General features: G+C 62.3%; 11 protein-coding genes. 1 reads left to right on the top strand and 10 read right to left on the bottom strand.

What is annotated here, in order from left to right; translation table 11 throughout:
- Positions 1-221: 221 nt before the first annotated feature.
- From P3R38_RS01580 to pilM, 7 genes are all read right to left on the bottom strand, one after another.
- Positions 222-1,847: an AAA family ATPase gene (locus tag P3R38_RS01580; protein ID WP_104883044.1), complete on the bottom strand. Its 1,626-nt coding sequence runs from the start codon at positions 1,845-1,847 to the stop codon at positions 222-224.
- A 15-nt stretch (positions 1,848-1,862) separates the two neighbouring features.
- A complete protein-coding gene (aroB, locus tag P3R38_RS01575) occupies positions 1,863-2,960 on the bottom strand; it encodes a 3-dehydroquinate synthase (protein ID WP_023378228.1) in 1,098 nt (365 codons plus the stop codon).
- A 97-nt stretch (positions 2,961-3,057) separates the two neighbouring features.
- Positions 3,058-3,576: a shikimate kinase AroK gene (aroK, locus tag P3R38_RS01570; protein ID WP_023378227.1), complete on the bottom strand. Its 519-nt coding sequence runs from the start codon at positions 3,574-3,576 to the stop codon at positions 3,058-3,060.
- A 4-nt stretch (positions 3,577-3,580) separates the two neighbouring features.
- A complete protein-coding gene (locus P3R38_RS01565; protein ID WP_081669738.1) occupies positions 3,581-4,849 on the bottom strand; it encodes a secretin N-terminal domain-containing protein in 1,269 nt (422 codons plus the stop codon).
- On the bottom strand, positions 4,782-5,729 hold the full coding sequence (locus P3R38_RS01560) for a pilus assembly protein PilP (protein ID WP_238546532.1): 948 nt from the start codon (positions 5,727-5,729) through the stop codon (positions 4,782-4,784). Before P3R38_RS01560 ends, P3R38_RS01565 begins: the two co-directional genes overlap by 68 nt.
- A 56-nt stretch (positions 5,730-5,785) precedes the next feature.
- On the bottom strand, positions 5,786-6,322 hold the full coding sequence (locus P3R38_RS01555; protein ID WP_277686767.1) for a PilN domain-containing protein: 537 nt from the start codon (positions 6,320-6,322) through the stop codon (positions 5,786-5,788).
- A complete protein-coding gene (pilM, locus tag P3R38_RS01550; protein WP_104882282.1) occupies positions 6,310-7,200 on the bottom strand; it encodes a pilus assembly protein PilM in 891 nt (296 codons plus the stop codon). The genes P3R38_RS01555 and pilM overlap by 13 nt, the downstream gene beginning before the upstream one ends.
- Before the next feature lie 171 nt (positions 7,201-7,371).
- Here pilM and P3R38_RS01545 point away from each other — a divergent pair, with 171 nt between their 5' ends.
- Positions 7,372-9,825, top strand: coding sequence for a penicillin-binding protein 1A (locus tag P3R38_RS01545; RefSeq protein ID WP_027907909.1), 2,454 nt, complete (start codon positions 7,372-7,374; stop codon positions 9,823-9,825).
- Positions 9,826-10,070: 245 nt separating this feature from the next.
- Here P3R38_RS01545 and P3R38_RS01540 read toward each other — a convergent pair whose 3' ends face one another.
- The 3 genes from P3R38_RS01540 to rpmE all read right to left on the bottom strand — a co-directional run bounded on the left by P3R38_RS01540 (position 10,071) and on the right by rpmE (position 12,558).
- Positions 10,071-11,339 carry a malic enzyme-like NAD(P)-binding protein gene (locus P3R38_RS01540; RefSeq protein WP_023378221.1) on the bottom strand — a complete coding sequence of 423 codons (1,269 nt, stop codon included), beginning with the start codon at positions 11,337-11,339 and terminating at the stop codon, positions 10,071-10,073.
- A gap of 179 nt (positions 11,340-11,518) precedes the next feature.
- Positions 11,519-12,340 carry a thermonuclease family protein gene (locus P3R38_RS01535; RefSeq protein WP_104882284.1) on the bottom strand — a complete coding sequence of 274 codons (822 nt, stop codon included), beginning with the start codon at positions 12,338-12,340 and terminating at the stop codon, positions 11,519-11,521.
- A 2-nt stretch (positions 12,341-12,342) separates the two neighbouring features.
- Entirely contained in the window at positions 12,343-12,558 is a 216-nt protein-coding gene (gene rpmE, locus P3R38_RS01530) for a 50S ribosomal protein L31 (protein WP_023378219.1), read from the bottom strand.
- Positions 12,559-12,722 lie beyond the last annotated feature (164 nt).

The following is a 12,722-nucleotide window of genomic DNA, read 5'->3' as shown; positions in this document are numbered from 1 at the left end:
TCTCACCATTGAAAATTTATGTCGCAATTTTGAATGTTTTTGCGCCATGCGCCGTGATAGCAGCCTGGCTCGAGTCTGAAGCGTTTCAGCCATGACTGCAAGATTGGCTTGTGGCCGGCAGTCTGGGACAGAAAAGCCTGCCGCGCTCAGGCGCAGCAGGCTAGTCGAATGTCAGTGGTCGCTCAGCAACTGGGCGGCGGGGTATTGCCGCCCGGAAGGTTTCAGCGGGCCGAGGCCAGCTCTTGTTGGACGCTGGCGACGGTACGTGGCCAAGGTTTACCAGCCTGGACCTTGGCTGGCAAGTTCTTGATTGCCGCAACCGCTGCATCGCGGTTGGCGAAGTTGCCATAAGTGACGACGTACAGCGGCTTGCCCTGCAGGTTTTTCTTGAAGTAGCGATAGTCGCCACCCTGCGCCTTGACGAACGCCTGTGCCGATGCCTCGGAGCTGGTACCAAGGATCTGCACCACATAGTTGCCAGGTTTCTGGCCCGCGTACCAGCCGCTGTTGCCACTGCCACCGGCTGCCGGTTTTTCGGCCGGCTTGGCGGCCGGCTTGGCCGCAGCGACCTGGGTCGGTGCCTGGGCTGGCTTGGTAGGCGCAACCGGTTTGGCAGGCTGGGTTGCAACAGGCTTCTGCGCAGGCGCAACCGGCTGCACCGGAGCCGTGGTGACAGGTTGCGCAGGCGTCGGCGCAGGGCCAGCAGCCACGCCCTGGGGCGGTGCGATGGTCGTCACTGTAGGGGGAGTGCCCGGTTGCAGCGCGGTGTCGCCAGCCGGGCTGCCTTCCTCACCCTCACCCATGCCCGCGGCCTGAGCCAGCGGCTCACGCATCACTGGCTGCGACTGCCCTACCAGCGGCAGCGGCATCGGCTGGGACGTACCGGAGAACTCGATGGCCGGGCCACCATTGTTCGACTGCGCAGCCCCCGGCTGACCTTCGCCCAACGGCAACTGCGCCTGTGCGGCAGGGGCTTCGGCGGGCGCCTTGTCGCTTTTCTTCGGCATCAGAACCGCGGCCGCAACGGCGACCACAACCACAGCGGACAGCGCGAGCACGTGTTTCTTAGGCATTTTGAACCCCATGGTTGGTCGCTTGGCCGTTCCACGGCTGGCGATCATGGCTTCGATCAAAGTATCGCGGGCGACCTGGTTGATGTTGCCAGGCCAGCCGTCGGAGTTTTCATGGATATCGACGATCTGTTCACGGGTGAACACCTCGATGCCCCGGCCAGCACCATCCAGGCGTTGCTCCAGGTACTCGCGGGTTTCCTCCTCGCTGTAGGGCGCAAGCTCGATGATATGAAAACGCTCTTCCTCGACTTCGATTGCCTCCAACCCGGCAATCAGGGACGGCTCGCCGAACAGGAACACATGCGGACGCCCTTCCGGCATGCCCGCCGCCAATTCCAGCAACGCTTGGAGTGCCGACTCGTCGAGTTGTTCCGCATCGTCCACCAGCAAGTAGACTTCTTGCCCGGTCAGCGCCAGCTGCACCACCTGGGACAGGATAGCCTGCACCTCCGGCTGGGCCACACTCAGCGACTGCGCGACTTGCCCGAGCACGCTGGCGGCATCGCTGGCACCGCGGGCGGAAACCACCACGCTTTGCACGGACTGTTTGTTGGTGCTGGCCACCAGTGCCTGGCGCAGCAGGGTCTTGCCGCTGCCTACAGGACCTGTGACGACCAGCATCAAATGGCTATAACGGGCCAAGTGATGCAATTGCCCGAGCACCGGCTTGCGTTGGGCCGGGAAGAACTTGAAGCCGGGCACACGCGGCGCGAACGGATCGTGGCTCAACTGGTAATGGTCGAGAAACGCCTCATCGGCATGCAAACTGGTCATTGCGCTGTCACAACCTCAAAGCTGGGCCACGATCGCGCGGTAGTCCGCCGACAGCGTGGCCTGAAGAATCTCTTTCGGATAGTCGTCGGTTACCACGGCTTCACCCAGCTGGCGCAACAGCACCAGACGCAGGCGACCGTCGAGCACCTTCTTGTCGACCGCCATATGCTCCATGAAATGCGCCGGGGTCATTTCCTGTGGTGGCACCACCGGCAAACCTGCTTCCTGCATCAGGCGGATTCCGCGGTCCCGCGCCGGCTGGTCGATCCAGCCAAGGCGCATGGACATTTCCAGGGCCATTACCGTGCCCGCTGCCACGGCTTCGCCGTGCAGCCAGACACCATAACCCATGTGGGTTTCGATGGCGTGGCCAAAGGTATGCCCAAGGTTCAGGGTCGCCCGTACGCCGGACTCGCGCTCGTCGGCACCGACCACGGCCGCCTTGGCCGCACAGGAGCGACGGATGGCTTCGGTCAAGGCCGCAGGCTCCAGGGCGCGCAGGGCTTTCATATTCTGTTCGAGCCAGTCCAGGAAAGGCTTGTCGCAGATCAGGCCGTACTTGATCACTTCAGCCAGGCCGGCGGACAGCTCACGCTGGGGCAAGGTCTTGAGGCTGGTGGTGTCGATCAGCACCGCGTTGGGCTGATAGAAGGCACCGACCATGTTCTTGCCCAGCGGGTGATTGATCCCTGTCTTGCCACCTACGGAGGAGTCGACCTGCGACAACAGGGTGGTGGGCACTTGGATGAAGTCGACACCACGCTGGTAACAGGCGGCCGCAAAACCGGCCATGTCGCCGATCACGCCGCCACCCAGGGCTACCACGGTGGTACGACGGTCATGGCGGGCGGTCAACAGCGCGTCGAAGATCAGTTGCAGGGTTTCCCAGTTCTTGTGGGCCTCGCCGTCCGGCAACACCACAGGAAGCACCGAGTAGGCGCCCAGGGTATTGGCAAGGCGTTCGAGGTACAGAGGCGCGACGGTCTCATTGGAGACGATGGCGACTTGCCGCCCGGCAATGTGGGGTGCCAGCAATTCAGGCTGGTCCAACAGGCCTTCGCCAATGTAGATCGGGTAGCTACGCTCACCCAGGTCGACCTTTAGTGTCTGCATGTATCCCCACAATGTACTTTGGCGCGGCGTCGGTAGAGCGACCCACGCGGTGACGTTGAACCTCGCCTCGGCGCCGGACGCCGAGAATAGTCCCGGCTTACCGGGGCGGCAACTGCTGCAAGCGCTCCAGGATATCGAGCACGACCATGCGTGGCGGCCGCTCGTCGGTTTCCACCACCACGTCAGCGATTTCACGGTAGAGCGGGTCGCGAGCTTCGAGCAAGGCTCGCAGGGTCGCTTCCGGATTGGCTGTGCGCAACAACGGGCGATTCCGGTCCCGCGCTGTCCGGCCGACCTGTTGCTCGACCGACGCATGCAGGTAGATGACCCGCCCGCCCCGATGCAGGGCCTGACGGTTGGCTTCGCGCAACACAGCACCACCGCCGGTCGCCAGGACCACGCCATCGAGGCCGCAGAGCTCGGCGATCATCGCCTGCTCACGGTCACGAAAGCCCGGTTCGCCCTCTTTGTCGAAGATCCACGGGATGTTGGCGCCGGTTCGCAATTCAATTTCCTTGTCGGAATCCTTGAACAGCAGGCGCAACTCTTTGGCCAACAGGCGCCCGATGGTGCTCTTTCCAGCGCCCATGGGCCCCACAAGTATCAAATTTCGCACAGAATCAACGACTCACAGCAATCGCCTGGTCACTCATGATACGCGGAGTCAGGAAGACCAGCAGCTCGGATTTTTTCTCTTGTAATGCATCGCGTCGAAACAGCCGCCCAACATACGGCAGATCGCCAAAAAATGGCACCTTGTCGATCACTTTGTTTTGCGTGGTCGAATAGACTCCGCCGATCACTATCGTTTCGCCATCAGCTACACGAACCCTGGCATTGACCTCGTTCTTGCGGATCGGAGGCACGTCGTTCAAGGCGTTGACGTAGTCCGGCTCGTCCTTGGTCACTCTGACTGCCATGATCACCTTGCCGTCTGGGGTGATCTGCGGCGTGACCTCGAGGGACAACGATGCCTCGCGGAAAGCGACAGACGTGGCGCCGCTCTTGCTGGTCTCCTGATATGGCACTTCGGTGCCTTTGAGAATTCTGGCGGTTTCCTTGTCGCCCGTCACCACCTTGGGCTGCGAGATGATTTCGCCGTTGCCGCTTTTCTCCATGGCACTGAGCTCAAGATCCAGCAGCACTTCCGCGCGCAGCAAGCCCAACCCCACCCCGGAGGTCGCCCTGTCTACCCCCAAGTCAACGAACAAATCACGACCCAACTGCGCCGTTTCGCCATACAGCGGTCCACCCCAGCGCACGCCCAGGCTCTTTTCGTAGTCGACATTGGCCTCGACGATGCGCGCCTCGATCGCCACTTGCCGCAGCGGCACGTCCAGTTCGGCCACCAATCTGCGCAATTCGGCCAGCCTATCGGCTGGCTGGTGGGCGATCAGCGTGTTGGTACGCGCATCGACCGCCAGGCTGCCGCGACCGGTCAGAATACCGTCGTCCGCCAGGGTCGCCTGGAGCAACTCGACAAGTTCAGAAGCCTTGGCATGGTGGATGGGCAGCAATGCCCGGCTCAGGGGCTGCAACTGAGCCTCCAGCTCCTGCCCGATCCGCTCGCCCCGGGACTGCTCGGCCAACTCGGCGGCCGGCGCCACAAGCAACACATTGCCCTCTTGGCGACGGCCCAGCCCCTTGCTGCGCAACACCAGCTCCAGCGCCTGATCCCACGGCACATCCTGCAATCTCAACGTGATGTTGCCTTGCACGGCATCGCTGGCTACCAGGTTGATGCCCGCGTAGTCGGCCATCACCTGCAACACTGAGCGCACGGGCACATCCTGGAAATTCAGCGACAGCGGCTCCCCCCGGTCAGGCGCCGCCATGACCGGCGGGACTACCAACAACGCCGCCGCGATCCACCTCAACAGGCATTTCATCGTCTTCCCTGCTCCCCTCTTCCAGGCGCTTGCGCATCGCCAGAACAACCGTACGCGCCTGCCAGGCGCCGCCCAGGTAGAGGCGCTCGCGCACTTGCGTCGATCGTTCGTCGATTCGCACCACAATGCCTTCGTCTCGCCCCAGCCGGTCACCGGCACGCACGCGGTGCAGCTGCCCAGCAGCCAGCAACAAGGCTTCGTATGTATGTCCACGCGCAAGACTGCCGACCATTTCCAGTTGCGCCAGAGGCATGCCCTCCAGCCCGACCCGAGGCGAACGACTCGACCACGCGGCAAACGGATCGACCACTGGAGCCAGGGGTTGGGCCTTTGCAGGTATTTGGGCCAGCCACTCATTGGCCGGCTCGGGCGCTTCGGCATGGTAGGTGTGCACTTGCAAGCGCAGTCGTAACATCCCTGGGCGACCTTCTACCGCTGACAACGTCATATCAGCGGGCCGTAACAGGCGCACTTGGCCGAGCCAGTCGTCCAGCCATTGCCGCACCGCCGAGTAGCGCCCCACCACCTGCACATTCAAAGGCGTCTGGCGGTAGCCGGCCTGCATGACGTGATCGAGCACATCCAGTTGTTCGATGTGCAACCCCTGCGTATGCCCGGAAGTCACCAACCGATCGAGCAGGTCACTCATGCCTTCGCCGGCTGCAAGGCTCCAGCGCGCCTGATCCAAACGCCGCTCGGCATCGCTGAGCGCCTCCTGCGCACCAGCCAGCGTTTGCAACTGCCCGACCCTGGACCGATGCTCTTGCTCCAACTGCGCGTGCCTGGCCAGCTGCAAGCCTTGGCGCTCACGCAGCTCCGGCCACCTGAGCAAGCCACCCAGCATGAGCACCGTCAACGCCAGACCGACGGGCACAAGCACCCTGAAAGCCGTGGAGCGCCCCACGAGCCCCTGCCAGTCCACTGCCTGCAGCCTCCTCATGACCAGGACGCTCGCACCTGAGCCACGAGCAAGAATTCGTCACCACCCGGCACACTCCTGACCCTGTGCAGCTGAAGATCGAGCAACACCGATGAGCGCTCCAGATCGCGCAGCAACTGGGCCAGCAGCGCACCAGACCCCGCGAGCCCGACGATCCGCAGTCGCCCATCCACGAGCTTCAGCTCGGTCAGTTGAACGCCCTGCGCAATAGCGCGTTCCAGATCGACGAACACGGCCTGCAGGACACCTTGCTCCGCCCGTAGCCCTTCCAGCGCCTGGAGCTGTTCGCGCAGTGACGCAAGGGCCACCTGGGATTCCTCAAGCAACTGCATTCGCTCACCCAACTCGGCAAGCTTCGCCTCCTTGTGCTGGTTGAGCGCAAGTTGACGCTGCACACGCTGGCGAGCGAGCTGATCGAGCGCGATCACCAGGCACAAAGCCAGGGCCCCACTGGCAACCAAGGAGACCTTGAATCGCTTGAGCGCGGCCTGTCGATGCCGTTCACGCCAAGGCAGCAGGTTCAGGCGCGGCATTGACCCATACCTCCTAACGCCAGGGCATAGGCAAGGACCAACGTCTCGCTGCAATTACCCAGGCCAGGCCTTGGCGGAAGTCGCCGGCAAGGGGCCACACGCTGCGTCCGCCACTCAGGGAACAGCCCTGGCTCGGGAGGAGCATGACTGGCGACCAGAATGTCGCTGACCGACACATGCTCGTCCAGCAGCTGCTGCACGGCACAGCGCACCTGCTCCCGGGTGGCGGGCGGCGCTAACTGCACCTCCCGGCGTTGCGGCAACGCGCCTTGGGGCCAGTAATGCAAGGTCGCACTGCCCCTCTCGATCCGGACCAAAGCCAGATCATCGGCACCGGGCTTTGGCAGCATCCGCTGCAAGGCCAGGCTGTCGACCTCCACCACCTCAAGCGCCAGGCCGGCATCGAGGAACAGCGCCTCGAACGGGTCGAGGGCGCTCTGCCTGCACGCCACCACCATGACGTCCAGCGTACCGGGCTGCACCGGAGAAGCACCCAATATCTGAAAGTCCAACGCCAGGTCTTCAAGCGGGAAGGGAAACAATTGATCGGCATCGAGCAGCAATTGCGCTTCGAGCTCGGTTTCAGACTGACCTGCCGGCAACTGGCACACCTTGCAGATCACCTGGTTCGCCGGCAGGGCCATGGCAACCTGGCGTTGACGAATGCCCGTTCGCCGATGGGCCCGTCGCAAAGCCGACACGATCCGCTCGGGATCCGCCAGCTGTTCGCCCACCGAAGGCAGATCGATTGGCTCTACGGCCCACCCCAGCACCTGGCAGCGCCCACGTCGCCGCTGAAGTTGCAGCATTCGTACGGAATCCGAGGTGATTTCCACCCCCAACAATGAACCGGCATCCTTGCCGAAGCGTCCAAACATCCTTGTTTCCTTGCTTCAATGGGCAGACCACAACCTGGCCTGATGGGCCGGACGGTTGCGCAAGCCACCCGGCCGGTCACCCGGAAAGACGAAAAATGCTTATAATGCCCAGCGTTTTTTGTCCGCCGGACCCACGCGCAATTCACTCCTCAACCTGGACACCCAAAAGCCTTGATACGCCTGCTGAAGTTCTTCTGGTGGTCACTCGTCGCAGTCACCTGCGCGCTCGTACTCGGTGTGAGCGGTGCGTTTCTGTATCTTAGTCCCAGCCTGCCCTCGGTCGAATCGCTCAGAAGTATCCAGTTGCAGATCCCGCTCAGGGTGTACAGCAGCGACGGCAAGCTGATTGCCGAGTTCGGCGAAATGCGCCGCTCGCCAATTCGTTTCGCGGAAATTCCCCCACAGTTCATTCAGGCGCTTCTGTCTGCCGAGGACGACAATTTCCTTAACCACTATGGCGTCGACCCAAGCAGCCTGATGCGCGCTGCGAGCCAGCTGGTAAAGTCCGGGCACATCCAGACCGGCGGCAGCACCATCACCATGCAGGTGGCGAAGAACTACTTCCTCACCAGCGAGCGCAGCTTCTCGCGTAAAACCAACGAGATCCTCCTTGCCTTGCAGATCGAACGCGAACTGACCAAGGACGAGATCCTCGAGCTGTACGTCAACAAGATCTACCTGGGTAACCGCGCTTACGGCATCGAGGCCGCCGCTCAGGTTTACTACGGGAAGTCGATCCGTGACGTGAGCCTGGCACAAATGGCAATGATCGCCGGCCTGCCCAAGGCTCCGTCTCGCTTCAACCCGCTGGCCAACCCGGTACGCGCCAAGGAGCGCCGCGACTGGATTCTCGGCCGCATGTACAAGCTCGGCAAAATCGACGAGGCAAGCTACCAGGCCGCCCTGGCCGAACCGTTGAACGCCAGCTACCACGTGCCGACGCCCGAGGTGAATGCACCCTACATCGCCGAGATGGCCCGCGCCGAGATGGTTGGCCGCTACGGCAGCGATGCCTATACCGAAGGTTTCCGGGTGACCACCACGGTGCCGAGCGACATGCAGGAAATGGCCAACAAGGCCGTCCTCAATGGGCTTTCCGATTACGATGAGCGCCACGGCTACCGCGGCCCCGAGGCACGTTTCCCGGGCAAGACCCAGGCAGCCTGGCTGCAAGAGCTTAACAAGCAGCGCACCCTGGGCGGGCTTGAGCCTGCCATCGTTACCCGGGTCGAGAAGAGCGGCCTGAAAGTGCTCACCCGTGGCGGCCAGGAAGAAGAAGTCTCCTGGGACACCATGAAATGGGCCCGCCCGTTCATCAACACCAACTCCCAGGGTCGCGCGCCTCAATCGCCGGCCGATGTCGCCCAGATCGGCGACCTGGTGCGCCTGCAGCGCCTGGATGATGGCAAGCTCAAGTTCAGCCAGGTTCCCGGCGCACAAAGCGCTCTGGTAACCCTCGACCCTTACAACGGCGCGATCCGCGCCTTGGTCGGCGGCTTCTCGTTCGAGCAAAGCAACTACAACCGCGCGATGCAGGCCAAGCGCCAACCGGGCTCGAGCTTCAAGCCCTTCATCTATAGCGCTGCGCTGGACAACGGCTACACCGCCTCCAGCCTGGTCAACGATGCGCCGATCGTGTTCGTCGATGAGTACCTGGACAAGGTCTGGCGTCCGAAGAACGACACCAACACGTTCCTGGGGCCGATTCGCATGCGCGAAGCCCTGTACAAGTCGCGAAACCTGGTGTCGATCCGCCTGCTGCAGGCGATGGGCGTGGACCGCACCATCGATTACATCGCCAAGTTCGGCTTCAACAAGCAGGACTTGCCGCGCAACCTGTCGCTGGCGCTGGGGACCGCAACCCTGACGCCCATGGAAATCGCCACCGGCTGGAGCACCTTTGCCAATGGCGGCTACAAGATCAACCCCTACCTGATCGAGCGCATCGAGAGCCGCAACGGCGAGACCCTGTTCACCGCCAATCCGGCACGCGTCCCGCAAGGCGCCGAAGACCATGCAGGTCTGGCTGCGCCGGAGCAGCCGATCAGCACGGCCGCGATGCCAGGTGAAGCACCGTCCAGCTACGGCCAGGTCGCACCGACCCCACAAGCACCGGTGGCTGCCGAGCAGATCATTGATGGCCGCACCACCTACATCCTGACCAGCATGCTTCAGGACGTGATCAAGCGAGGCACCGGCCGTCGTGCGCTGGCCCTGGGCCGTACCGACCTGGCAGGCAAGACCGGTACCACCAACGAGTCCAAGGACGCCTGGTTCTCTGGTTACAACGCCGACTACATCACCACGGTATGGGTCGGTTTCGACCAGCCGGAAACCCTTGGCCGCCGCGAATATGGCGGCACCGTGGCCCTGCCTATCTGGATGAACTTCATGGGCGCGGCGCTGAAGGACAAGCCCAACCATGCGCCGGCCGAGCCGGAAGGCATTCTCAGCCTGCGGGTCGACCCCATCAGCGGTCGTGCCGCCTCGCCAAGCACGCCGAACGCCTACTTCGAGCTGTTCAAGGCCGAAGACTCACCGCCCTCGGTGGATGAACTGGGCAATGGCGCAGCGCCAGGTAGCCCGCTGCCAGCGGATGAAGCAGCGCCGATGGATCTGTTCTAAGCCCGTTCGGGTGCTTGCCTAGCGCCGCGGCGGTACGTGAATCGAGCGCCGCCCGCGCGGCGCATCGCGAGCAAGGCTCGCTCCTACGTCTGTTTCGGGCCAGTAACGTCAGTGGTAGATGCGCGCAAGCGCCTTTTATCGCGCCTGCTCGCGATGCGCCGCTCGATTTACACCCCCACAAAACTCAAGCGAAAAAAAGCCCCGACTCTCGCGAGCCAGGGCTTTTTCACATCGCTACGACTGGATCAGCCGTTGAACACTTCATCCACGCTTTTCAGCGGGTAGTGCTTCGGATACGGCAGGGTAGCCACGCCGGATTCGATCGCAGCCTTGGCCACGGCATCGGAAACGACGGTGATCAGACGTGCATCCAGCGGCTTCGGAATGATGTACTCACGGCCGAACTCCAGACCTTCAACACCGTAGGCTTCGCAGACTTCCTTCGGCACCGGCAGCTTGGCCAGGTCTTTCAGGGCGACGGCGGCGGCGATCTTCATTTCTTCGTTGATGCGCTTGGCACGAACGTCCAGAGCGCCACGGAAGATGAACGGGAAGCCCAGCACGTTGTTGACCTGGTTCGGGTAGTCGGAACGACCGGTCGCCATGATCACATCGCTGCGGGTGGCGTGGGCCAGCTCTGGGGAGATTTCCGGATCAGGGTTCGAGCACGCGAACACGATCGGGTTGGCTGCCATCGACTTCAGGCCTTCAGCGCTCAGCAGGTTCGGACCGGACAGACCAACGAACACGTCGGCACCATCCAGGGCATCGGCCAGCGTGCGCTTGTCGGTGGCGTGGGCGAACTGAGCCTTGTACTGGTTCAGGTCGTCACGACCGGCGTGAATCACGCCGCTACGGTCGATCATGAAGATGTTCTCGACCTTGGCACCCATGCTGACCAGCAGCTTCATGCAGGAGATAGCGGCGGCACCAGCACCCAGGCAGACGATCTTGGCATCTTCGAGTTTCTTGCCGGCGATTTCCAGGGCGTTGATCATGCCAGCGGCAGTCACGATAGCGGTGCCGTGCTGGTCATCGTGGAAGACCGGGATATCGCACTGCTCGATCAGGGTGCGCTCGATCTCGAAGCACTCAGGCGCCTTGATGTCTTCGAGGTTGATACCACCGAAGGTGATGGAGATACGCTTGACGGTGTCGATGAACGCCTGTGGGCTTTCGGAGTCGACTTCGATGTCGAATACATCGATACCAGCGAAACGCTTGAACAGAACACCCTTGCCTTCCATGACCGGCTTGGACGCCAGTGGGCCGAGGTCACCCAGACCGAGGATGGCAGTGCCATCGGAGATCACCGCAACCAGGTTGCCCTTGCCGGTGTATTTGTAGGCCAGCTCCGGATCACGGCCGATCTCGCGCACGGGCTCGGCAACACCTGGGCTGTAGGCCAGGGCGAGGTCGCGGGCGGTGGCAGTTGGCTTGGAGAGCTCGACGCTCAGTTTCCCCGGACGAGGTTGAGCGTGATATTCGAGAGCGGCGGTTTTCAGGTCTGACATGGTGGGCATTCCGCTATTTACTGTTCTGACGGACCGCCGAGGATACGCAAAGAGCCGGGGAGCCACAAGACTGGTCAGTCACTTGTGTCAAGGCCTTTAGCCTACGACTTTACGCTACAACCCACGGTGGATACGGCTTCCAGTGTGTACAATCTGATAGCGAAATGTCTACAATTATTTCACCGTGAAACGCGCTCCAGCATGCTCGGATCAGTCAATGGCAACACCCAGCGTCGCTGCCCTGGCTTAAGCGCCCCCTTGCGGGAACGGTCCAGCACCCAGCCACGCGCTTCGACCTGGCGTCCCTTGAGGTTATCGAAGAAGCTCGAAGGGAAGTTGCGTTGCAGACGAGCGGGAACCTGCAGCACCAGCGCATCGTCGAGTTCGAGCCAGACACCACCGCGATTGCGCTCGATGCCGGTGATTCTGCCGCCGATCACGGCAAACCCGGACCGTTTGACATCGCCACTGCGCACCACCGGTGAACGTCGCCACAACCCCGCTCCGGAAGCACGCGCTGCCTGTTCGGCGCTCTGCTGGCAACCGGCGAGGCGAACATTGGGCGCGACCGCGACACGATAGCCAAGCCCCTCGCTGAGTAAACGAGCTTCGAAATTGTCGCCATTGCGGCCGTAGACATGGGCCAAGGTGCGGCCGTACCTGTCCTTTGCCTCGACACCCGGCACCAGGCCTACGCGGCCATCACTGGCCTTGACCAACGCCTGCAGGCGTTGCCTGGCCATTTCGGCGTAAGGCTCACTGCTGCGCCCTTGGCGCCCGATCTCCGGGGCATTGATACCGATCAGACGCACACTGCGACCGTCGGTCAGGCGCAAGGTATCGCCATCGACGATCTGTCGCACGGCTACCATCTGCGGGTTTTCCGGCAGCGGGCAGAACGCCAGAGCCGGAAAATGCCACATCGCGCCCACAAAAAAAGCGCCCACAAGGGGCGCCTTTTTTTGCAGCAATGCGAAGCCCGAAGGATTCGCCATGCGCATGATTACTTCTTGGTACCGAACATACCGAAGCGATCGGCGAACTTCTGTACGCGACCACCGGTGTCCAGGACTTTCTGCTTACCAGTGTAGAACGGGTGGCACTGGGAGCACACGTCGATCGCCAGCGGCTTGGCCAGGGTCGAACGGGTTTCGAATTTGTTGCCGCAGCTGCAGGTGACTGCAACTACTTCGTAGTTCGGATGAATATCTGCTTTCATGGTCACTTCCTCGAGCTGCGTGCCGCCACCCAACACCAATTGTTGAATACCGCACGTAATTAGGCGGCGAATAATACCAGAGCACAGCGTCAGCGCAAGTTGTCGCTTGCACCGACGGTCGTCTGCTAGTCTCGCCACTCGTTGAAATACCCTGCCGAGACCTT

It is taken from the genome of Pseudomonas sp. NyZ480 (assembly GCF_029537255.1).
GTDB lineage: Bacteria > Pseudomonadota > Gammaproteobacteria > Pseudomonadales > Pseudomonadaceae > Aquipseudomonas > Aquipseudomonas taiwanensis.
This window is presented reverse-complemented; position numbering and strand designations above follow the sequence as displayed.